Consider the following 23073-nt stretch of genomic DNA (forward strand, 5'->3'; position numbering starts at 1 on the left):
AACAATGAACAATAAACTATATGGCAATCTGATATTTGAGCTGTCACATCCAGGAAGACGCGCCTACAGCCTTCCACAGAATCGTTTCGGACACCATCCCTTACCAGCCTTCTGCAGAAGAGCTAAAGATGCGGAACTGCCAGAGTGCGATGAGATGACAGTCGTCAGGCATTATACAAATCACAGTGAGAACAACTTCGGTGTTGACAATGGTTTCTACCCGCTCGGATCATGTACAATGAAGTACAACCCTGTCATCAACGAGGAGATTTCATCGATGAAGGAATTTACAGACCTTCATCCATTGCAGCCTGCTGAGACTGTGCAGGGCGCATTGGAGGCAGAATACGGTATACAGCGCGCACTGGCCTCCATCACCGGCATGGCCGATGTCACACTCAACCCCTACGCCGGGGCACACGGAGAGCTGACAGGTCTGATGATCATCTCGTCCTACCACCAGCAGCGCAGCGACACCAAACGGACGAAGGTCATCGTGCCCGACTCTGCCCATGGAACCAATCCTGCCTCTGCCGCTGTATGCGGATTGGAGGTCGTAGAGGTGAAGAGCACTGCGGAAGGACTGGTGGATGTCAACGACCTCAAGCCACTTCTGGGCGATGATGTCGCCGGCATGATGATGACCAACCCCAACACCCTTGGGCTCTTCGAGAAAGACATCCCGGAGATAGCCAGGCTCGTGCATGACTGTGGCGGGCTGATGTACTACGACGGTGCCAACCTCAATCCGCTTTTAGGTGCTGCACGTCCGGGAGACATGGGGTTTGACGTTATCCACCTCAACCTCCACAAGACTTTCTCAACACCGCATGGCGGTGGCGGTCCGGGATCAGGACCTGTCGGCGTGTGCGAGAAACTGATACCTTTCCTGCCCAAGCCTCATGTCATCAAGACGAAAGAGGGCTTTTCTGTCGAAGAATCCAAGTTGAGCGAAGAGTATTCCACTGCAAACAACCGGATAGGCGGCTATCTCGGCAACTTCCTCGTTATTATCCGTGCCTACACCTACATCCTTTCCCTCGGAAGAAACCACATCAAAGAAGTAGGGCCGCTTGCAACACTCAATGCCAACTACATCAAGGAGTGTCTGAAGGATGACTACGAACTTCCCGTCGACACACTTTGCAAGCATGAGTTCGTGTTTGACGGCCTGAAGGATAAGAGCACCGGGGTGACAACCATGGATGTTGCCAAGCGACTGCTTGACTATGGTTATCATGCGCCGACGATTTACTTCCCATTGCTCTTCCATGAGGCGATGATGATCGAGCCGACTGAAAGTGAGAGCAAGGATACCATTGACGGCTTCATCAAGACGATGCACATCATCGCCAAGGAGGCACGCGAGACACCAGAGCTTGTCAAGGAGGCCCCCCACAGCACACCTATCGGACGCGTGGACGATGTTCTTGCAGCCAAGCATCCGGTCCTCACCTACCGACAACTCGTCAACGACAAAGCAGAAGAGGGATAAATCCCTTGGGAACGTGAATATACCATACAATGAGAACCCAAACTCTATTTCAAGAGGATAATATGGAGAAAACAGATCTATTGATAATCGGTTCGGGACCAGGTGGTTACCGAGCCGCTTCCTATGCTATACAGAATGGTTTGCAAGTAACCATCATCGAGAAGGCCCAGCCCGGAGGAACCTGTCTCAACGCAGGATGCATCCCTACCAAAAGCCTTGCCCATGATGCTGAGATGCGGCTTGCCGCTTCCGCCCTCTACGGAACAACTCCTCCACTCGACTTCCCCAAAGTCATGGAAAAGAAAGAAGAAATCATCAAACAGCTCAGGGAAGGTGTAAGTGCATTGCTCAACCAGCCTGGCATCAATTTCATAAAGGGTGAGGCACATTTTGTCTCCGACCATGTCGTCGAGGTGAACGGAAAACGGATGGAGGCGGAAAACATCATCATTGCCACCGGTTCACGTTCAAAGATGCCTCCTTTCATGAAAGAAGAAGACATCCGGAATCAGCCGGAAGGGGAACAACATATCGTCACCTCCACAGAACTGCTTTCCATCAAGGAAATTCCACAGCGGATCACAATCATAGGAGCAGGAGTCATCGGAATGGAATTTGCCTCCGCATTTGCCGCATTCGGAAGTGAAGTGACGGTCATCGAGTTCATGAAAGAATGCCTGCCCCCTGTCGACAGCGACATTGCCAAACGGCTGAGGAAAACACTGGAAAAGAGGGGCGTCACATTCTATATGCAGAGTGCCGTCAGACAGATCATCACTTCCTCTGGGAATGAGCAGAATGCCACGACGGTCGTCTTCGACAGGAAAGGCAAGGAACAGACCGTGGAGACCGACCTTGTACTCATTGCCACCGGACGGCAACCCAATGTAGAGAACATCGGCCTGGAGTCAGCAGGCATCGAATTCAACCCCAGAGGTATCACGGTTGACGACAACATGGAAACAAATGTGAAAGGCGTCTACGCCATCGGCGATGTCAATGCACGCCAGATGCTGGCACATGCTGCGACTTTCCAGGGCTTCCGTGCTGTCAACCACATTCTCGGCAGGAAAGACTTCATCCGGTTTGACATCATGCCAGCCGCTATCTTCACCTACCCTGAAGCCGCCTGTGTGGGCAGGACGGAAGACCAGTGCAAAGCCCAGGACATCAAGTACGCTACCCGGAAAGGATTCTACCGTTCAAACGGGAAAGCATTGAGCATGGAAGAGACGGAAGGGATGATAAAGATTCTCGTGGGCGAGAACGGAATCATTCTGGGCGGTCACGCATACGGAGCACATGCCGCCGACCTCATCCAGGAACTGTCTGCACTGATGAACCGTGATGCCCGGCTGGAAGAGATACGCGACATCATCCATATTCATCCTACACTGGGCGAGATCTTGCAGGACGCACTCATCTGAGGCTGAAGTCCCTGTCCCGACAGACAGGGCACAGCCTGAAAAAAGACTGCCGGCAGGAAGACCGATGTGCCTGGCTGGGCAAATGACATTACAGAATCTTCATCCTCCCGGTGCAGAAACACAAAGACACCCCTCCTGACACACAACATTTAATCATAAAATGTTTGGAAGATAAAAATCTTTATACTAACTTTGCACACAGAAAGGATACAGATTCAGTCGTATCGATTCGATCGGGATAGTCATCAAATAAATTAGAAAACCCGAGATGACTTCTTCTGTCAATGGCGGGCCACATAAACCGCTTTCTGCGACTAAGCCGCAAGGCCAGTGGATTACAACGACGAGGAGCTCTCTTATCATTGATACTCGGACTTTTCATCACATCGTCGGTACGACTTTTCTATTCCCCCTTCCGAAAAGAAAGCGGGATTGAGGTGGGGTTCCCAAAGGAGCTCCACCTTTTTCAGACATATCTGATGAGGATTCTTGCACTTCCTGATGAGAGCCCGCAGCATCTCTGATGAAAGTCCTGGAAAGTCCCAGATGAGACCCTTACCACCTCAGAAGAGATACAGGAAAATCCGGAAATGAAGAATGGGAAACCACATAGGAACCTGTGAAGCCGACAGGAGGGTCCGCATTACAGAACAGCATCTTCCCTATAATTTCTCAATACAAAGTAAAAACAATCATCCCAGCAGGGGTATTCTTACAAAGCTGAAGTCAAAAAAGACTTTGAAACTGGACTCGGCAGACAGGACTCCTGAAAAAAGGATAGAAAAAAGAAAGGAAACAACAATGTTCTCAGGAATCGTAGAAGAAATGGCAATCCTTACCGGGATAGAGCAGGAACAGAAAAATATCCACTTCACGTTACGCTGCTCATTCACCGATGAACTGAAAATCGACCAAAGTATTGCCCATAACGGTGTCTGCCTCACCGTCGTACGCATCAAGGACGACACCTATACGGTGACTGCCATGAAAGAAACCCTCAAACGGTCCAACCTCGGGCTGCTTCAGGTAGGAGACCGCGTGAACATCGAACGGTCGATGCTCATGAACGGCAGGCTGGACGGCCACATCGTACAAGGACACGTGGACCAGACTGCAAAATGCATCAACATGGAAGATGCAGACGGAAGCACCTATTTCACTTTCGAATACCCTTACAACCGTGAAATGATGCAACGCGGATACTTCACTGTTGATAAGGGTTCCGTCACTGTCAACGGGATCTCTCTCACCGTCTGTGAACCGACTGCCAACAGTTTCAAGGTAGCCATCATTCCCTATACAAGAACGAACACGAACTTTGCGTATATCACCATCGGGACGGTCGTCAACCTTGAGTTCGACATCCTTGGGAAATATATCGCACGACTGAACAGCCTGTCGACACAGGCGCAGGGATAGAAGACCGCTCCCAGACTGACCGTTCATCATCTGCCCCTACAGTTCCACATATCTCTTTGCGGATATGCACGAGAAAGACACCGGCTTCTGCACGTCGCCCCGACAGGGACTGTACAGAAGCCGGTGTCTTTTTCGTGTCATGCCGGTATGGACTGGAACACTTACAACGTATGCCCGTCAAGATAATCCTGGATGGTCGTCTTGTAGCTGTCCGATATAGGCAGAATGGCGTTGCCGATGACAACCCGGAAGCGGTCGATTCCTTCTATCTTCCTCATGTGTACGATATAGGAACGGTGAATACGCATGAACTCCGGTTTGGGGAGCGACTCCTCAATTTTCTTCATGTTCATCAGGCTCATGACCGGATCGCGGCCGTCTGTAAGATAAATCTTGACATAGTCCTTCAGACCTTCAATATAAAGGATGTCATCGAACATGATTTTAACCAGTTTATACTCACTTTTGACAAAGATAAAGCGGTCGTCCGAGGCATTCTCCGACTGGCGGACACTCCTGAACCATTCCAATGCCCTGTTGGCACCTGCCAGAAAATCATCATAGCTGACTGGCTTCATGAGATAATCAACGGCATTGGCTTTGTAACCATCGACGGCATACTGACTGAAGGCGGTTGTAAAGATGATCTTCGTCTCCTTGGGAAGAATCTTGGCAAACTCGAGTCCGCTGAGTTCAGGCATCTGAATATCCAAGAAAATGAGATCAACCCTGTTCTCTCGGATAACTTTAATCCCCTCTACCGCACTGTTGAAGACACCGATCAGATTCAGGAAGAGTGTCTTCCTGGCATAGCTTGCAAGCAGTTCGGCAGCCAGAGGTTCATCGTCAATGATTATGCAGTTTAGTGTCATAGATGATTATTTTGGATGAATAGATATTTCGTTTACTGTCAATTTCTTTTTCCCACTTGTACTTGCCGGGATAGGCAAGTTCAAGTCTCCTCTCCACCTGCTTGAGTCCGATTCCGTGTCTGTTTCTTTCCGCTTCTCCCCTGGGGTAGTTGCTGTTCTGGATAGAGAAGACAACACGTTTGCTGTCAGCCTCCAGACTGATATGGATGAAGTTCCTGTGCCCGGTACTTATTCCATGCTTGAAGGCATTTTCCAGCAACGAGATGAATATCATCGGCGCGACGAGTATCCGACAGGAGTCCGGGATATTGCATTCACGCGTTATCTCGACATTGTCAGGTATGCGGATCATCATCAGTTCAACATAGTTCTGCAGGAACTCCGCTTCCTCCTTCAGATTCACATAGGGCTGCTGGTAGTCGTAGAGGATATGGCGGAGCATCTTCGACAGGTCGATGATTGCTTTCTGCGCCTTCTCGGTATCGAACGCCGTAAGCGCATAGATATTATTCATGGTGTTGAGGAGGAAATGCGGATTCACCTGCTGACGGAGATTTATCAGTTCCGCCTTCGTCATAGCCGTCTCCGCCGCTCGTTTTTCTTCTTCAGCCTTCGACAGCCGCTGTGCCATCAGAACCGAAGTCGCCACGCCGGCACAGACACTAAGATTGAAGAAGTTGCGGAGGATGAAAGCCACGTGGGGACTGATTTCCTTCCCTGCTGACAGCATCTGGTAAGGAAAAGTCATGATGTACTGTTCACTTCCTGTGTAGCAGAGCCATTCATACTGTGCGATGGACAGGACCAGAATGAGAAGCGTGTTGAGTGTCCAGAACTCCTTTTTGTGCCCTTTCAGCAACAGGGGTGAGAGCACGAAATAATTGAGATAGCCCACTATTACCATGGACAGCGGGACAATATACGGCAAAACACCATTCTGCAATAAGGAAACGCCATGAGGGGCATACATCATCGGAACAAGGAAGAGCGGGAGCCAGATGATTATCTGGTTCCATAAATTCCTGGATGTATAAATCTGTTTTCTCATTTACCGTTCCTGTCTGCGTATGTCCGATACAAATCTGCAAACAAAGGTAATAAAAGTTTCTGTAAAATAAAATGTATTCTCAAAATATGTGAGTTTTTTTTTACATTTACCCATATCAAATTATATACAAAAACAATACTGTTAACTTATTTTTCACATTACACAGGCTTGACGAAGCAGCAGAAATCCGCCTGCAGCCCATCCGAATCCAATCCACTGAAACGAGCCAAGTACCTACCTTCAGACTGCTCCGTACGACAGCCTCATCCAGCTGTCTGCAACAGGCAGAATGGACTTTGGGTAACGGGAAGAAAGTATTTTACATTTATCATCCTGCCAACGCCTTTTTCCACCGATATTGTATGATCGGTAAGGAGAAACTACGTACAAGCCTCCCATGCATAGAACAGAAATCAAGAAAGTCTGCTAAAGCCGATTCAGGCTACAACCAATAGTTTTCCCTGCCGGTTGAGAACAAGTCAGGAAAAGCACCGGGAATCGGTCACCAGGCTTCATTGGACCGGCACAGCAGGCACTGGAGACCGAAACAGCAGACCCGGAGACGACACAGGAAACAGGAGTGCCAAGCATCGAGGACGCTTTCAGAAACACACGGGATAAAATGAAGAGGCCCTGCCCTTCTGTCTTCCAGGTCTGGAGACAGAGAGGGACAGGGCTTTTAGCGTCCTGCTGTCCGCCGCCTACTTAGAGGCAACTGGATAGAGGACAAACTCGAAGGTTGCAGATTGTATGGGTACTCTGTATTTCGGGGCGACACCTGGACCGCAGGTAGCAGTCCCTACCCCACTCTGTTCCGCATCCAGATGGATGGTGAGCAAGCCGTCGCGGGAAAGCTGGTTGATATGTGTTGCACGGTCGATGACACTGTCAGAGAACGGCACGACGGAGAACTGGAACGGAGAACGTGCAGCCACCATGAGGCGGTTCTTCGTGTCGGAGAGCGACATCCACCGAACATCAGTACGGTTCCCGGTTGCCTGCGGCTTCACATAATAGTGGAACATCGCCTCTGCCGTCGTCCGGTAGCGTCCTATCCGTCCGGCCTGTCTGCGGTCGCTGTAGGTCTCGATGTCTCCCCGGCCGTAGTATTCCACCTTGCCGAACGAATCGTCCATGCGGAAAGAAAGTCCGACACGGGCAAGCGACTTGATGACAGCTGTGTCTGGCATGAAGGTCACCTTTACAGCCAGTGCGCCGTTCTTCTCCGGCTTGTAAGTGAAATCAGCTTTACCGATGACATTTCCTTTTCGGCTCAGTATCTCCGTTTCTGCACGGGTCACATCTCTGTTGCGGACGATTTTCGTCACCCTCTGGCTGATGGAGTCGATGCCTTCCTCACGCCACAGCCTCAGACCGTACGGGTCACGGCCGTCATTGTCGGTGGAAGGACGGTAAAGGCTGAGCGACAGCGGAGTACTCAGAAATTCCCGTCCACCGCTCTTCAGGGAGGTCAGCTTACCGGTCTTCCCATCCACTTCATAGCGCATACCCTGCTTCTCATGCGGGAGGAAAACGGTGCAGTCGGATGCGGTCTTCAGTCCGAACTGGTCGTAGGCCACCACATCATTCCGGGTAAGGACAAGTCCGTCACGGACCGGATGCCACTCAAGATTCAGGAAAAGTTCCCGGGCTGTTCTGGAAAATACGGACGGCAGAATGATTACAGTCGACTCGTGGGGCGCACAGTCTACGTGCTGTGTACCGTCGGAGAGCACTTTCCCGTTCTCATCCACAATCCGCCAGTCGAGCCGGTATTCGTTGAGATTGGTAAAGTCAAACCAGTTTTTCACCTTTACGGTTATCTCCTTCCCGGTCGAGACAAGCTCGGACTTGATGTTCTGATAGACCTTCTTCACTTCCTGGAGATGCGGATGCGGTGTACGGTCGGCCGCTACCAGACCGTTGCAGCAGAAGTTGCCGAAGCTGGGGACATCCTTCGGACCGTAGTCGCCGCCGTAGCTCCAGTACCAGTTTCCGTTCTTGTCAATCTCACGGAACGACTGGTCCACCCAGTCCCAGATGCTTCCGCCCTGCAGGATGGGTTCTTTCTCTATCAGGTCCCAGTATTCCTTCATGCCGCCGCAGCTGTTGCCCATGGCATGGAGATACTCACACATAATGTAGGGGCGCGTGGTGTCCGTCCGCTTTGCATAGGCCTCCATGTGGCTCAGCGGACGGTACATCGGACAGTATATGTCCGTATTGAAATTCTCTTCAGCACGTTCATACTGCACAGGCCGTGTCGTGTCCGTCCGCTTCAGCCAGCGGTAGGTGTGTTCGAAGTTCGTACCGTTGCCGGCCTCGTTGCCCAGCGACCAAATGATGATGCTCGGGTGATTCTTGGAACGCCCGTACATACGCTGCGTCCTGTCCATGTGGGCAGAAAGCCAGGTACTGTCCTTTGCCAGCGATTCTTTTCCATAACCCATTCCATGCGACTCGATGTTCGCCTCGTCGATGACATACAGACCGTATTTGTCACAGAGCTGGTACCAGTAGGAATCCGCAGGATAATGCGAACAGCGCACGAGGTTGATATTGTTCTGCTTCATCATGCGGATGTCCTGTTCCATGAGTTCCTTGCTCACGGTACGGCCACGTCCGGAATGCTCGTGCCTGTTGACTCCCTTGACGAGGATGGGCGTTCCGTTCACGCAAAGCTGCCTGTCCTTGATTTCTATGGTGCGGAATCCCACCTTGCCGCCGGTCTGTTCGGCGACGTTCCCGTGCCTGTCTTTCAATGTGATGAGCAGTGTATAGAGATTCGGATGTTCTGCGCTCCATGCCGCTACATTCTGTACTGTCTGTGGGGCAAAGTCCACCGTCACGTCTTTCTCCCTGCCGCTGACAGGCCTCTCCTCTGTGAGCACCGGCCTCCCTTCCGCATCAGTCAGCACGTAACCGACCGTTCCCTGCCCGGCCCCTTTCACACTTGCAGAAAGGTTGAAGCTGCCCCTGAAAGATCCGCCGTCCTGTCTTTCCACACCTGCCGATACATGATAGTCGGCAATGTACTGTGCCGGAGTGGCATAGAGATAAACATCCTGTTCGATGCCGCTCATGCGCCAATAGTCCTGACATTCCAGGTAGGAGCCGGCACTCCAGCGGTAGACTTCCATGGCCACGACGTTCTCTCCATCATGCAGATACCGGGTGACATCCCACTCTGAAGGCATCTTCGCCCCCATGTTGTAGCCTACATACTGTCCGTTGACCCACAGGTAGAAGAACGACTTGACACCCTCGCAGCATAGTACGATGCGCCGGTCTTTCCACGCCGCCGGGACGGTGAACGTGCGGCGATACGACCCCACCTCATTCTCCGCATACGGAACAAGGGGTGGATTCTTCCTGAAGTGGAAGAGCTTGTCATCGAACTCATAGGTCTCGTTGACATAGATGGGCAGTCCGTAGCCCTGCCGCTCCCAGTTCCCAGGCACGTCGATATCAGCCCATCCCTGTACGGCAAAGTCCGTCTGGAAGAAGTTCCTGGGCCTGCGGTCAGGGTTTCTCGTCCAATGGAACTTCCACTTGCCGTTGAGCGTCATGTAGTAAGCCGAATGCTCGTAGCCGCCGGGCTGCTGCAGCTCGTCGGGCGAACTGCAGGGCAGGACATAGGCGTGCGGTCCAATCCGGTTCAGGCCGGTACTGTATTGACTCTGCCACTCCGGGGCAGCTGTCTGTGCCATGGAAAATAAGGGCACGAGTACTCCGATGAGAAGCACAGAAAGTCTTGTCATATTCGTTTCAGGTAATGAATTATCAGAATAGATTTAGTTGGAAGCGGCATGAGGCCGTCCCCTCCCGACCGTCATTCAGAGAGGGTTATCTTCCTGCCGCTGATGGTATAATGGAAAGAGACGGTATAGGAAAGTCCGTCCAGCACCTTCCTTATGTCCTTATTCCGCTTGATGACGCCTGTATAAGTCTTCCCGGACTCCAGCCTGGAGTCCACTGTAATCTTACAACCGTAGACCTGCTCCAGAATGCCTGCAATCTGCCCGATCTGCAGATTGCTGAACGGAATCATATTGTCGCGCCACACTGCATCGACAGGGGCATAGCCGTTCTCTGTCCGGATGGTCGGGGCATTCCTGCTGACGGTAGCCTTCTGGTTGGGATGCAGTACGACCTTTCCCTGTCCGGCCAGTCCGGTCACCTCCAGACGTCCTTCTATCAGGCTGATGACATCTTCGTCTCCCGTACCTTTCGCATTGAAGTTGAAGGTCGTGCCCAGTACCTTTGCCGATGCGCCGCCGCTGCTTACGATGAACGGTCTCTCAGGATTTTTGGTGACATGGAACAGGGCTTCTCCCTTCAGGTTCACCCTCCGCTCCGTACCGTCGAAACCTTCGGCATAGCTGATGGACGCACCTCTGTTGAGCCAGACAGTGGAATGGTCGGGGAGCACCACTTTCTTCACTCCGCCGAGGGCAGCGACGGTGATGGTCTCGACCGACTGCCGGAAATAGGCATACAGCCCTCCGCCCGCCAGCAGGACAGCTGCCAGGACAGCCGCGGCATAGCGCAGAATCCGGAAAGAACGGCTGCGGTTCTTCTTCGCTTCGTAGTCGCCTATCCTGTTGAAAAGTTTCGCCTCGGCCTCATCTATCTTCTCCGGTGTCGCAAGCGGATTGGGCTTCCCCAGATGGTAAGCTGCCTCCAGACCGAAGAGTTCTCTCCGGTTTTCCTCTGAACATGCCAGCCATTCGGCCAGCCGTTCCATCTCCCTGTCCGTTGCCTTTCCGGCGAGATAGTCCTTGAGGGTCTTGTTGTTTATATCGTCCATACTGTTCTTTTTCTTTTCTTACATTCATCGCAGTTCTTTTTCCGCTGCTTATCCTAATAACAATTGAATGCGCCTATTTACGTAAAGGCAAATAATAAAAAATGTTATAGGATTTTCCTGCAGGCTGACTTCTGCTTTGGAGACTCTGCACCGCTGTCCTCTGTCTCTCTTTTTCCGACATCGGTCAATGTGATTTTCAACCCACACCTGATCGGTTTCCAACCAAGGCCCGATCGGCTTCCGACTAAGGCCTGATTGACGTCCAACTAAGGCCTGATTGGAGCACAACTAAGCACCTTTTCTCAACGTATGCGCAACTGTCTGACCGACAAAATGTTACAGATGTCATTCGAGCCTTGGAAATGAGAAACTTCCATGCTGCCACGGATTCTCATACCCTGTGCCTCAGCTTCTGCCGCAAAGACTTCAGGGCCTTGTACAGATGCACCTCGACGGTACGTATCGAAATGCCCAGCTGTTCGGCGATTTCTTTGTTCTTCCTGTCGTGCTGGTAGCTGAGGACAAAGACCTCACGGCACTTGGCGGGCAGCTCGCTGATGGCATCATTGATCTGCCTGCGCATCTCCAACCCCTCGATATAACCCATAACGTCGTTAGCTTCCGGATTGTAGTATTCCATTCTGAGCTGGGCGACCTTCTTCACACTGTCAGCATGGTTGCTGACAACCGTACGGTGCTTGATGACATTGAGCGACCGGGTATAGATGGCACGATAGAGGAATGCCTTGATATGGCTCTCGTCATCAACATCGTCTTTATGCTTCCACAGTTCCATGAAGGCTTCCTGTACGACATCCTCAGCCTCATCGTCATGGACAAGGCGTGCGGCATAAAAGGAAAGAGAGGGATACAGGTCTCTGAATAGCTGTCTGAACCTTTGCTCTGGTAGTGTCATTATCGATTCTTTTTCCTGCCAATGACAGGCTGTCCGCAACGACAGCCTGAAACCAGCAGGAGAATGTTCATCTTTGTGTGACAAAGATACACTTTTTTATACTTTTCAAAGGGTACGGAGTGGTTAATTTATGTAAAATATGGAAAGTCTACATCTTGTATAAAGATAATTGCCTATCTTTGTAAAGACAAACTCAATGTATCATCAGCGTGGAAAAAATCTGCACGCCTGCTGCCTTGAAGTATGATGAAAACGGACCGTTTCGGTAGATATTCTGTTCTTGTAGTCTGTGTGTGCGCCCTCCTGCTGGTCGGTGTACAGACAGTCGCTGCACAGGTGTCGCTGACGACGGACCGTACGACGCTGAAGACCGTCGTGCAGCGCATCAAATCGAAGACTCGCTACCGCTTCTTTTACAGCGACGAGCTGGGCAGGGAGCTGGTGAACGCCGTCTCCATCCATGACCTGCCGATAGACTTTGTCCTTGACCGTCTCTTTGCACATACAGGTATCACATACAGAATCATCGACAACATCATCTACCTGAAGAAGACGAAACCTTCCACCGCACCGCCCGGTCCGACACCGGCCGTTCCGCCGCACAGAGAGGACCCGCGCGGGACACCGGCCGCCTACACCTTCCATGGACAGATACAGGATGCGGCAGGCAATCCGCTCATCGGGGCATCGGTCATGGTAAAAGGTACGCCGAAGGTGCATACCATTGCCGACCTGGACGGCCGGTTTGTTCTGAAAACGGAAAAACCGAACCCCGTGCTGGTGGTCTCCTGCGTCGGTTTCAACACGGTGGAAAAACGCGCCGAGGGCAGACACAGCCAGCTGTTCGTACTGAAGGAGAACCTTTACGAGCTGGGCGATGTCCTCGTGACAGCCCTGGGTATCAGCCGGTCGCGTCCGGCACTGAACTACAATGTCAAGCAGATGGACGGCGAGGAGATGAACACGGTGAAGACAACCCATCTGGCCAACGCCCTGGGTGGAAGGGTGGCCGGAGTCGCTGTCAACGAGTCGGCAGCCGGCATGGGAGGTGCGGCACGTGTGGTAATGCGCGGCCCGAAGTCGCTGGCACAAAGCAACCAGCCGCTTTACGTCATTGACGGAATCCCGGTGAATAACCGCAGCAACGACGACATCAAAAGCGGCATCTACTCCCAGCAGCCCGGTGCGGAGAGCATTGCCGACATCAATCCCGACGACGTGGAGAGTGTTTCGGTGCTGACGGGAGCGGCGGCCGCCGCCCTCTACGGTTCGGCCGCTGCCCAGGGAGCCGTGATGATCAGGACAAAGTCGGGCAGAGTGGGACGGCTGTCGGTGGAACTGTCGTCGGCCACGCAGTTCCTCTCGCCTTTTGTCCTGCCCGAATTCCAGAACGAATATGGAAACCGTCCCAACGAAATGAAGTCGTGGGGAACGAAGGATGCAGCAGCCTCCGGCGGATTTACACCAGCCGACTTCTTCCGCACAGGAGTGAACTTCACCCATAACGCGACACTCACGGCAGGGACGGAACGCAACCAGGTCTACCTCTCTCTCGGCTCGTCAACCGTAAGCGGCATCATCCCCAACAATGATTTCCAGCGATACAACCTGGCATTCAAGAATGTCTTTTCTACCTTGAAGGACAGACTGCGGCTTACGTTCTCCTTCAAGTACGCAAGGGAGAACGACCGCAACATGCTGGCACAGGGGCAGTACTTCAACCCCCTGACCTCTGTCTACCTTTTCCCGCGCGGCGAGCGTTTCGACGCCGTCAGGGAGTTCGAGCGTTTCGATGTGGCACGCAACATCAACCTGCAGAACTGGAACTACGGCGACGATCTGAAGATGCAGAACCCCTACTGGGTGACCAACCGCATGGTGAAGACAACGAAGCGCAACAGATACCTTACGGACCTGGGCGTGAAGTACAGTGCGGCGGACTGGCTGACTCTCGAGGGAAGAATCCGGTGGGACGAGGCGGTGAACCGGATTGAGGACAAGCGGTATGCCTCTACGCTGGATGTCTTTGCACACTCTCCTTACGGATATTACGGTTACTGCAAGGTGAACGACCGTGCGTTCTATGCCGACTGCATGGTGGATGTCTCCCGGCACTGGAGCGACTGCTCGGTTGAGGCGAACATCGGTGCGGCCTTCTCAAACACGTCGTATGACGTGACCGGCTTCCAGGGAGGGTTGAAGGCTCCGTCGAACATTTTCACGCCGAACGCCATCGACTACAGCAAGGTGTCAGGCGACAACCGCCCCATCTTCGAGATTACACGGCACGCCATCCACTCCCTTTTCGGGAGTATCGAAGCAGGATGGCGCAGGCGTATCTACCTGACAGTGACCGGCCGCAACGACTGGGACTCAGCCCTCAGCAACACTGCCCGCAAGTCTTTCTTCTACCCTTCCGTAGGACTGTCGACAGTCCTCTCGAAGCTGTTCAGGCTGCCGGCATTCGTCGACCTGCTGAAATTCCGTGCATCATGGGCTTCCGTCGGTTCGGCTATCCCGCCCAACATCTCTTCTGCCTGGCGTTATGAGTACGTACCCTCCACGGGCACTTACCGAACAGTCACCTACAAATTCCCCGACACCTTCTACCCCGAGCGGACAAACTCGTGGGAGGCGGGACTGACGGCCTATCTCTTCAAGGAAGCCGTTTCGGTGAAGCTGACACTCTACCGGTCGGACACGAAAAACCAGACTTTCCTCCGCCAGATTACCTTGGGCGGTGCCTACGACCGGGAGTACATCCAGGCCGGAGACGTACGGAACAGAGGAATGGAACTGAGTCTGGGCTACAGAAAGACATGGAACCGGCTGCACTGGTCAGTGGACATGAATTACAGCATGAACCGCAACCGTATTGTCAGACTGCTCGACAATCCCAACGAGACCCTGCGGCAAGGCGGGCTGAACGGATGCGAAGTGATTCTGACACAAGGTGGTACGATGGGCGACCTTTACACCTTCACTGACTATAAGAGGGATGCGCAAGGGAACATCCAGCTCAACGCCGACGGACAGGTCATGCAGATGGAACTGCCGACACCGAAGCGGGTAGGAACGGTACTGCCCAAAGCACAGGTCGGACTGAACAACCGCCTTTCGTGGAGAGGACTGGAGCTCGGGCTGCTGGTGACAGCCCGGCTGGGGGGCGTCTGTGTGTCGCAGACGCAGGCCTTCATGGACTCGTATGGTGTATCCAGGAAGACAGCTCGGCTGAGGGATGCCGGTGGCATCAATGTAGGCGGCCGGCTGGTACCGGTGGAGAAGTACTATACCGTAGTGGGAGGTGAAACGCCCATCTGGGATGAATATATCTACAAAGCTACCAACGCCAGGGTCAAGGAGCTTTACCTGAGCTATACGACCGACAGGCTGCTCCGCGGCGCAAAGGTGACGCTGGGCGTAACGGCACGGAATCTGTGGATGCTGTACTGCAAGGCCCCCTTCGACCCAGAGTCGACACCTTCGACAGATATCTACTATCAGGGATTCGATTATTTCATGCAGCCCAGCCAACGTTCACTGGGCTTTTATGTCAACGTAAAACTGTAGGCCATGATGTTTCGCAGAAAGATACTTGCATACCTGTTCCTCCTGCCGGCAGCCCTGATCTCCTGCACGGGTAACTTCGAGGACATGAACCGCCCCGGCAGCAGACTTTCGCCCGAGGAACTGCAGCGCGACAACTACGCCGCCGGTTCCTTCCTCATACAGATGCAGGGAGTGGCTTTTCCGGAGCAGGAAAACGCCTACCAGACGATGATCGACTTCGTGGGCAACTATCTGGGACGTTACACCACCTACACCAAGGTGCTGCCGAAGAACCACACCCTCTTCAATGCGAGCAACAATTGGTGTGCCTGGCCGGCCTCTTATGCACCCGGTATCGTTTCGGCCTTCAACGAAGTGGAGAAGCTGAACGGAAAGGACAATATCTCCTATGCCTGGGCACTGATACTCCGTGCGCAGGCCTTCCTCCGATTCACAGACATCTACGGACCGTTTCCGCTCAGCATAGATACACACAACGCCGAAGTGTATTCGTCTCAAAAGGACATCTATTTACAGCTGATCAGCGACCTCGGAAAGGCTGTCGACTACATCTCGGCGGATGCGAATCTTGCCAGAGAACAGACTGCCTTCGCCCCCTACGACCTCGTCTACAAGGGGGATTTCAGGAAATGGAGAAAGTTTGCCAACTCGCTCAGACTGCGCATCGCCGTGCGCATCAGCAATGTGGAACCGGTACTGGCACGCTCCCTGGCAGAAGAAGCCGTGAGGGATGGCGTAATCGAACGGAATGAGGACAACTGTACGATAAGCTATAACAAGTCGGGGCTATGGACTACGGCAGTATCATGGGGGGACAGCCGCATCTGTGCTGACCTTGAGAGTTACATGACAGGCTACAGAGACCCCAGGCTCGGCCGGTATTTCCAGCAGCCGGAACAGCCAGGAGACCGCAGGTTCATCGGCTGCCGGGCCGGTGCGCTGATCGGGAGCAACTTCCTCGCAAAGCGTCTTTACTCTACTGCGAACGTATCGGAGACAACACCGGGCGTATGGTTGACAGCTTCCGAGATGGCGTTCTGTAAGGCGGAAGGTGTTCTACGAGGATGGAATATGGGCGGAGGAACGGCAAAGGATTTCTATGAGCAGGGAGTCACTCTCTCCTTCCGACAGTGGGGGGCGGAAGGTGCGGAAGCTTATCTACAGGACAATATGTCCATGGAGGCCGATTACGTGGATGCCGTGGGAGGCTTTGGCGGCAACGCTCCCAGAATGTCCTTGATTACGGTTAAATGGGACGAAGATGCCTCGATAGCAGAAAAGATGGAACGGCTGATAGTACAGAAATGGATTGCCCTTTACCCCAACGGACAGGAAGCATGGGACGAAATACGCCGCACGGGATATCCGCATATCTTCCCCGTTCCGCAGCCGACGAACGGCTATACCTTATCGACTCCTAACAGAATACCTTTCGACAAGAACGAACAGATCAACAACCGGTCTAATTACGACAAAGCGGTAGAATACCTGGGCGGTCCGGATGACTATGCTACGCCTATGTGGTGGCAACGGTAAAACAGCGGAGGGCTGGGTACACCTTCCACCCTTCATCGAGATGGAAAGTCGTATGTCTTGTGCCGCTGCCCTATCCATTCCGACGAGAAAAAGCAGACAGGAAGCCGTCTTGCCATTCATACTCCGGAAGCTACGTCTCATCTATAAATGCAATGAAAATTTCTATAGGCTATAATTCTATCACCCATATTCTTGCTCTATATCAGATCTATCGGCGGTGTGACAACAGCTTTCAATCTGCAATTTGATATTCTCCCCAAACAAAGGAAAGCCCATTTCTCTACTCACAAACGAGTTTTGAAATGGGCTTTTCATATAGATTCGCTTCAGACTGAAGGCTTTCAAAAAAGAATCTGACTTCTGCTACACCCTCGCTTTCTGTATGCCAGGAATGGTCAGTCATTTCCCCGGAGCATGGAGGATGATACTCGTGGCACCAATAGTGAAGAGAGTCCCATCCTCTATGACGCGCCGCTCGCGGTCGCCGAGAATTTCATTATCCACAAAGGTTCCGGTATAAGACGGCCCGTCACGCAGCACATATTGAAGTTTCCCTTTTTTGTTCCGGCTGACGGTGATGGCACAGTGCGTCATATCAACACTGGGGTCGACAGTTTCTATAGGACAGTTGATAGGATTGCCTTTCATGTAGCGGCCAATGACATTCTCACCAAGCTGCAGCGGGATGACCTGCCGGAAATGAAAGACATTCTCAATGACGTGCAGTGATCCATATTCATTCTCCTGTTCATCAGGTCCTGGTTCGTTGTTCTCCTCTTTCTGTGTCTTGCGCAGTTTGGAGATACCGATACGGATACCAAACTCTTTTCCGCATTGTGGACACTGGAAGACAAGACGCTGCCCCGACTTGTATTTCGTTTCGTCGAAAGTAATGAAATTATCACATTTTGGGCATCTGACACGTTTCATATATATAATAATAGTAGATGTTGACACCAGAAGTTCCCTCCCCTCTTTCCCGAAAGCAGAGAAATATAAATGAATGCGGAGAAACAGATGCTGACAGGCCGCACCGACGGATGATAAACAGCAGAGAACGATAATGGAGCTTTATCCTGACCGCCTTCCGCAGTCACATCCCACTCTGAGGGGATTTCTTACTTTCCGATTTCAATTACCCATGATTCCTTGAACGCAGTGGTGGCATTGATGATCTTCATCCTTTCGTATGCCTCTTTCTGACTTGAGAAACAGCCGCAAAGAACTTTCATACTCTCCGCACCTTCATAGACACGTGCGTCTTCAAGTCCGTGTTTCCGCAATCTGGCGACAAAAGCGCGTGCGTTGCTCTCCGTAACGTGGCTTGCCATGACGATTGCCCAATAATGGGAAGAAACCGGAGAAGCTGCCTGGACGTTGTCTGCCGAAAGGCCTCTTCCTACCCGCAAAGGCCTGAACTGTCCAGAGATATTGGATGTGTCGCTGGAATCGAAGATGTTATAGAGAACTCCGCTCTTCACCTGCTGGCCGGGAACGCCGTTGCGTGTTGATCCCGGGAAAGCAACAAGGAATACAGCTGTAAGGAATGCGGCGGCAGCCGTAACGTTGCGGACGGCACGCATACTGATGCTGATGCGCTTGTCTTTTCCATCAGATTCGTCAATATACAGGATTCCGTGCCGGGATGATTTATGTCCTGATACGGAAGATCCGCTCTCTTCACCCATGACGGCAGCAGCCTTTCTGAAATCGAAGCTACCCAGGCCATAATAGGACGGCGTGAGGATTCCGCTTTCAAAAGGATCAAAAGTCAGTTTCCCCTCACGATTCCTTGAGAGACGGCCGAGGTCGGTCAGCTCGAAGAAACCTTCTTCACCGAGGATGCGGTAAATCTCGTCCACCTCACTTTCCACCTTACGGAGTGCTTCGGGATAACTCATGTCGTAGGCATCTACATACGATTGCACCAGCAGCGAATCATTCATCTTCAGCTGTGCGTTGAATCCTAGCGTACGGTAAGGAGGCAGAAACAGGCCGTCATTCACATCATATCTTGCAGAGACATGATGAGCCACGAAGCCTCCCAACCCGGGAACAATGACACAGTCATTTTCCAGTAGGAGTATTTCGATATGTCGGTCGAGTTTTATCACGTTTGCAAAATTAATTATTTTATTTGGAAGCGGCAAGTATCCTATCTTAAAAAATTTGCAGGGATGACGAAAAAGCCGGGAATCCTTTTTATAATCAATAATTCTTGTTACCTTTGCATAAGGTAGGCTGTGCTCGGCAATCTGAAAGCACGCTTGCATTGCGCTCGCTTGCACTACCTTTGCATAAGGTAGGCTGTGCTCGGCAATCTGAAAGCATATTTCCACTGCACGCACCGGCTCTATCTGGCTACCAGGCAAATACTAAAATTTAAATACAATGAAGTATATCAAGACGGATATTGAGGGAGTATGGGTGATTGAACCCAAGGTGTTCAATGACGCAAGAGGGTATTTCTTTGAATCATTCAAGCAGAGAGAGTTTGACGAACACATCGGGCACCATGTTGAGTTCATCCAGGACAACGAGTCAAAGTCGGGCTACGGGGTTCTTCGTGGACTGCACTACCAGCAGGGCGAATTCTCGCAGGCCAAGCTGGTGCGTGTAATCAAAGGCAAGGTAGTCGACGTGGCAGTGGATATCCGCAAAAGCTCACCGACCTTCGGCAAGTACGTCATGGTAGAACTGTCCGAGGACAACAAACGGCAGTTCTTCATCCCCCGCGGTTTCGCCCATGGCTTCCTGGTCCTCTCCGATGAGGCGATATTCACCTACAAGGTCGACAACGCCTATGCTCCTCAGTCCGAGGCAAGCATCCGCTGGGACGATGAGACGATAGGCATCAACTGGCCTGTGGATGCAAAGGATGTCGTGCTTTCGGACAAAGATCTCAACAAAGGGCTGGCATTGAAGGATGCCCGGCTGTTTGAATAGGACATACAGACACTGACGGCTTTCGTCCGTCGGGAATATTCCCGGACGGACGATGGTGCGTCATCAAATGTCATTCATACGTATTATGAAGAAGAAGACAATCATCAGTATATGCGTACTGCTACTGTTGGCCTCCTGCCGCAACCGCAGCACCGGCTACCAGCAGTCGCACGAAGACAAACAAGCCAAAGAGATGCTGCAGGGCTTATGGACCAACGGAGAGAACAGCGACCCTGCCATGCTGGTGAGAGGAGACAGCATCTTCTATCCCGACTCGGCCAGTATGCCCGTCCGTTTCTGGGTTTACCAGGATACGCTCTATCTGCAGGGAAAGAACCTGCACGGCTATAAAATCGAAAAACAGGCGCCTCATCTGCTGAAGTTCACCAACCAGAACGGCGACGAGGTAAGACTTGTGAAGAGCGGTGACAAGACGCTCCGCTCCGCCTTCAGCTATCATGTCTATGCGATGAACACCTTCCGTGAGCAGTCGCAAGACACGATCATCCGCACGGACTTAGGCTATTTCGAGAGCAAGGTTCATGTAGAAACAACCTCCGACAAAGTAATCAAATCCACCTATAACGACAACGGGGTCGAAGTGGACAATATGTATCTCGACAACGTCGCCTCCTTGCGACTGCTCAATCACGGTACTCCTGTCTTTGCCCATGACTTCCGGAAACAAGAGTTCCAGTCGCTCATTCCGAAAGACTTCCTTTTCCGGAGCATCCTCCGCAGGATGTATTTCACGCATGCGGATGCGAAAGCTCTTTACTATTACGTCGTCATCGGAATTCCTGATGCCGATACAACCTACGTGATCGAACTGCGTGTGACACCAGACGGCAGAATGAGCAAGAAGCTGCGATAAGAGGCAGGACACACGTCCTGTACGGTCCTCCAGCATCAAACACAGCCACGTATCTGCCGGCCTGCACATACACACAGGTGTCCGTCTTTTCAATCAGGAAATCGTCATCCTCAAACTTGTAGTAGACTCCATTCCAGTGTAATGGGAATGGAGTCCAATGTGGCATTGACAGACAAGGCTTCTGCCGTCCGACCTCTAAGTCTGCTGGAAGTGTTGTTCCACAGTGACTTGTCCACAAAATTTTCATAGAGTCGAAATCAGCCATCTCCTGGTAAAAGAATACACGGAGCATTACAGGCGACTTACCTTCTTTGTTCTCCTTCTTTGTTCTCATAGTTTGAGCGTTAGGTAGAAAGACACCTTGAAAGTTGTTCTCATAATGCATCATTCTTTTGTGTAGCACTCGGCTGCAAAGTTAATATATAAAACTCTGAGATAGAAAGAATTAATGCCGTCAATATGGTATTCAAAATCCCGTCACTGCTACATTTTTTGCTACTGCAATTTTTGTGTAGCAGTAAGTGTAGCAGAAATTGACCGAAAGATGACTGTCAAAATATAGGGTTATGCCGTCAGGCTATGGAGGTATATACAAAGAAAAATCGTTGTAAAACCTTGATTTTACAACGATTAGCTAATTTTTGAAGGCTAAATTGACAACCCTTGTGAAGTCCTTTTGAAGCCTATTAGCGGAGAGAGAGGCTCTTTCTCTTGAACCTTCAAATAGTATCATATACGTTCAATCTATTGTATAATAGAGGTTTATACAGAATGTTAATAAAATAAGATTTCATGGAAAATCTTTGGTAATATCAAAATTTGGGTGTAATTTTGGGTGCAGAAATCTATACACCCAAAAGCATGAACATCAAACGAAACATTATCTTCACGTTGGAAAGTAGGAAGAAGGACGGTGTTCTCATTGTTGAGAATGTGCCTATCCGTATGCGTGTCAATTTCGCTTCCAAGCGGATTGAGTTCACGACAGGCTATCGCATCGATGCTGCCAAGTGGGATGCAGATAAGCAACGTGTAAAGAATGGTTGTAGCAACAAACTGAAACAATCGGCTTCTGAAATCAATGCTTCACTCTTGGGCTACTATACAGAAATACAGGACATCTTCAAGAAGTTTGAAGTGGAAGAAATAATGCCCACACAGGAACAAATAAAAGAGGCTTTCAATGCTTTGCACAAACCTGTGAGCGAAGAATCTAAGCCAAAGAAAGAAGCATTGCCTTGTGATTTCTTTCAGGTGTTTGATGATTTTGTCGAGGATTGTGGACGTCAGAACAATTGGACGGACTCCACGTTTGAGAAATTTGCAGCCGTGAAAAATCATTTGACCAACTTTCGTGAAGGACTTACCTTTGAGTTCTTTGATGAGCGAGGCTTGAATGACTATGTGGGTTATCTGCGTGATGTAAAGGAGATGCGCAACACAACCATTGGCAAGCAATTGAGTTTCTTGAAATGGTTTTTGCGCTGGGCTTTCAAGAAAGGTGTGCATCAAAACAACGCCTACGATAGTTATAAGCCTAAACTCAAGAGTACCCAAAAGAAAATCATCTTTCTCACTTGGGACGAACTCAACCGTCTCCGAGAGTTCAAAATTCCTTCCAACAAGCAGGCTCTCGAACGTGTGCGTGATGTATTCCTCTTCCAATGCTTCACAGGCTTGCGCTATTCGGATGTGTTCAATCTCTGCAGAAGTGATATTAAAGGCGACCATATTGAAGTTACAACGGTCAAGACTTCCGATAGTTTGATTATAGAACTGAACAATCACAGCAAAGCAATTCTTGACAAGTACAAGGATGTGGCGTTTGAAGATGACAAGGTGCTGCCTGTTATTACCAATCAGAAAATGAATGACTATCTTAAGGAATTGGCGGAAATGGCTGGCATTGACGAGCCTGTACGACAAACATATTACAAAGGTAATGAGCGAATAGATGATGTTACGCCTAAATATGCCTTGCTCGGCACGCACGCAGGTCGCCGCACTTTTATCTGCAATGCGCTTGCATTGGGTATTCCTCCCCAAGTTGTGATGAAGTGGACAGGACACAGTGATTACAAGGCGATGAAGCCCTACATTGATATTGCGGACGACATCAAGGCAAACGCCATGAGTAAGTTCAACCAATTATAAATCAGA

General features: G+C 51.1%; 15 protein-coding genes and 1 pseudogene. 8 read left to right on the plus strand and 8 right to left on the minus strand.

What is annotated here, in order from left to right; genetic code table 11:
* Positions 1–4: 4 nt before the first annotated feature.
* From gcvPB to DYH27_RS12620, 3 genes are all read left to right on the plus strand, one after another.
* Complete coding sequence (gcvPB, locus tag DYH27_RS12610; protein WP_013671988.1) at positions 5–1495, plus strand: aminomethyl-transferring glycine dehydrogenase subunit GcvPB; 1491 nt, start codon at positions 5–7, stop codon at positions 1493–1495.
* Positions 1496–1557: 62 nt separating this feature from the next.
* On the plus strand, positions 1558–2922 hold the full coding sequence (gene lpdA, locus DYH27_RS12615; protein WP_029216404.1) for a dihydrolipoyl dehydrogenase: 1365 nt from the start codon (positions 1558–1560) through the stop codon (positions 2920–2922).
* Between the two features lie 801 nt (positions 2923–3723).
* On the plus strand, positions 3724–4341 hold the full coding sequence (locus tag DYH27_RS12620; RefSeq protein ID WP_025067528.1) for a riboflavin synthase: 618 nt from the start codon (positions 3724–3726) through the stop codon (positions 4339–4341).
* A 161-nt stretch (positions 4342–4502) separates the two neighbouring features.
* Here DYH27_RS12620 and DYH27_RS12625 read toward each other — a convergent pair whose 3' ends face one another.
* The 5 genes from DYH27_RS12625 to DYH27_RS12645 form a co-directional block, all read right to left on the minus strand.
* On the minus strand, positions 4503–5213 hold the full coding sequence (locus DYH27_RS12625; protein ID WP_004353829.1) for a LytR/AlgR family response regulator transcription factor: 711 nt from the start codon (positions 5211–5213) through the stop codon (positions 4503–4505).
* Positions 5188–6261 (minus strand): sensor histidine kinase, encoded by a 1074-nt coding sequence (locus DYH27_RS12630; RefSeq protein ID WP_025067529.1) that lies wholly within the window; start codon positions 6259–6261, stop codon positions 5188–5190. The genes DYH27_RS12625 and DYH27_RS12630 overlap by 26 nt, the downstream gene beginning before the upstream one ends.
* Positions 6262–6962: 701 nt before the next feature.
* Entirely contained in the window at positions 6963–10022 is a 3060-nt protein-coding gene (locus tag DYH27_RS12635; protein WP_025067530.1) for a glycoside hydrolase family 2 TIM barrel-domain containing protein, read from the minus strand.
* Between the two features lie 71 nt (positions 10023–10093).
* Positions 10094–11071 (minus strand): FecR family protein, encoded by a 978-nt coding sequence (locus DYH27_RS12640; protein WP_013671981.1) that lies wholly within the window; start codon positions 11069–11071, stop codon positions 10094–10096.
* A 391-nt stretch (positions 11072–11462) separates the two neighbouring features.
* Positions 11463–11987, minus strand: a complete 525-nt coding sequence (locus tag DYH27_RS12645; RefSeq protein ID WP_025067531.1) for an RNA polymerase sigma-70 factor — start codon at positions 11985–11987, stop codon at positions 11463–11465.
* A gap of 243 nt (positions 11988–12230) precedes the next feature.
* On the opposite strand from DYH27_RS12645, the gene DYH27_RS12650 reads away from it, so the two are divergent.
* Both DYH27_RS12650 and DYH27_RS12655 read left to right on the plus strand, forming a co-directional pair.
* Positions 12231–15557, plus strand: coding sequence for a SusC/RagA family TonB-linked outer membrane protein (locus tag DYH27_RS12650; RefSeq protein WP_029216403.1), 3327 nt, complete (start codon positions 12231–12233; stop codon positions 15555–15557).
* A gap of 3 nt (positions 15558–15560) precedes the next feature.
* A complete protein-coding gene (locus tag DYH27_RS12655; RefSeq protein WP_029216402.1) occupies positions 15561–17093 on the plus strand; it encodes a RagB/SusD family nutrient uptake outer membrane protein in 1533 nt (510 codons plus the stop codon).
* Positions 17094–17492: 399 nt separating this feature from the next.
* On the opposite strand, the gene DYH27_RS12660 is transcribed toward DYH27_RS12655, so the two are convergent.
* Together DYH27_RS12660 and DYH27_RS12665 are read right to left on the minus strand one after the other, a co-directional pair.
* A complete protein-coding gene (locus tag DYH27_RS12660) occupies positions 17493–18023 on the minus strand; it encodes an FHA domain-containing protein (RefSeq protein WP_025067533.1) in 531 nt (176 codons plus the stop codon).
* Positions 18024–18211: 188 nt separating this feature from the next.
* A complete protein-coding gene (locus DYH27_RS12665) occupies positions 18212–19207 on the minus strand; it encodes an HU domain-containing protein (RefSeq protein WP_455430471.1) in 996 nt (331 codons plus the stop codon).
* 277 nt (positions 19208–19484) lie between these two features.
* Here DYH27_RS12665 and rfbC point away from each other — a divergent pair, with 277 nt between their 5' ends.
* Positions 19485–20039 carry a dTDP-4-dehydrorhamnose 3,5-epimerase gene (gene rfbC / locus DYH27_RS12670; RefSeq protein ID WP_025067535.1) on the plus strand — a complete coding sequence of 185 codons (555 nt, stop codon included), beginning with the start codon at positions 19485–19487 and terminating at the stop codon, positions 20037–20039.
* An 85-nt stretch (positions 20040–20124) separates the two neighbouring features.
* Positions 20125–20913, plus strand: a complete 789-nt coding sequence (locus tag DYH27_RS12675; RefSeq protein ID WP_013671973.1) for a DUF4738 domain-containing protein — start codon at positions 20125–20127, stop codon at positions 20911–20913.
* A 94-nt stretch (positions 20914–21007) separates the two neighbouring features.
* Here the strand turns inward: DYH27_RS12675 and DYH27_RS13625 are convergent.
* Positions 21008–21291, minus strand: a pseudogene (locus DYH27_RS13625) (Arm DNA-binding domain-containing protein); the annotation flags it as partial.
* A gap of 483 nt (positions 21292–21774) precedes the next feature.
* Here DYH27_RS13625 and DYH27_RS12685 point away from each other — a divergent pair.
* Positions 21775–23067 carry a site-specific integrase gene (locus DYH27_RS12685; protein ID WP_025068383.1) on the plus strand — a complete coding sequence of 431 codons (1293 nt, stop codon included), beginning with the start codon at positions 21775–21777 and terminating at the stop codon, positions 23065–23067.
* Positions 23068–23073 lie beyond the last annotated feature (6 nt).

Source organism: Prevotella denticola (assembly GCF_900454835.1).
GTDB lineage: Bacteria > Bacteroidota > Bacteroidia > Bacteroidales > Bacteroidaceae > Prevotella > Prevotella denticola.

What these genes read in the sequence shown, in the direction of transcription:
- DYH27_RS12675 (WP_013671973.1), top strand. Translation starts at nt 20,125, where the DNA reads ATGAAGAAGAAGACAATCATCAGTATATGCGTACTGCTACTGTTGGCC.
- DYH27_RS12635 (WP_025067530.1), bottom strand. Translation starts at nt 10,022, where the DNA reads ATGACAAGACTTTCTGTGCTTCTCATCGGAGTACTCGTGCCCTTATTT.
- lpdA (WP_029216404.1), top strand. Translation starts at nt 1,558, where the DNA reads ATGGAGAAAACAGATCTATTGATAATCGGTTCGGGACCAGGTGGTTAC.
- DYH27_RS12650 (WP_029216403.1), top strand. Translation starts at nt 12,231, where the DNA reads ATGATGAAAACGGACCGTTTCGGTAGATATTCTGTTCTTGTAGTCTGT.
- DYH27_RS12655 (WP_029216402.1), top strand. Translation starts at nt 15,561, where the DNA reads ATGATGTTTCGCAGAAAGATACTTGCATACCTGTTCCTCCTGCCGGCA.
- DYH27_RS12630 (WP_025067529.1), bottom strand. Translation starts at nt 6,261, where the DNA reads ATGAGAAAACAGATTTATACATCCAGGAATTTATGGAACCAGATAATC.
- DYH27_RS12640 (WP_013671981.1), bottom strand. Translation starts at nt 11,071, where the DNA reads ATGGACGATATAAACAACAAGACCCTCAAGGACTATCTCGCCGGAAAG.
- rfbC (WP_025067535.1), top strand. Translation starts at nt 19,485, where the DNA reads ATGAAGTATATCAAGACGGATATTGAGGGAGTATGGGTGATTGAACCC.
- DYH27_RS12625 (WP_004353829.1), bottom strand. Translation starts at nt 5,213, where the DNA reads ATGACACTAAACTGCATAATCATTGACGATGAACCTCTGGCTGCCGAA.
- DYH27_RS12620 (WP_025067528.1), top strand. Translation starts at nt 3,724, where the DNA reads ATGTTCTCAGGAATCGTAGAAGAAATGGCAATCCTTACCGGGATAGAG.
- DYH27_RS12685 (WP_025068383.1), top strand. Translation starts at nt 21,775, where the DNA reads ATGAACATCAAACGAAACATTATCTTCACGTTGGAAAGTAGGAAGAAG.
- gcvPB (WP_013671988.1), top strand. Translation starts at nt 5, where the DNA reads ATGAACAATAAACTATATGGCAATCTGATATTTGAGCTGTCACATCCA.
- DYH27_RS12645 (WP_025067531.1), bottom strand. Translation starts at nt 11,987, where the DNA reads ATGACACTACCAGAGCAAAGGTTCAGACAGCTATTCAGAGACCTGTAT.
- DYH27_RS12660 (WP_025067533.1), bottom strand. Translation starts at nt 18,023, where the DNA reads ATGAAACGTGTCAGATGCCCAAAATGTGATAATTTCATTACTTTCGAC.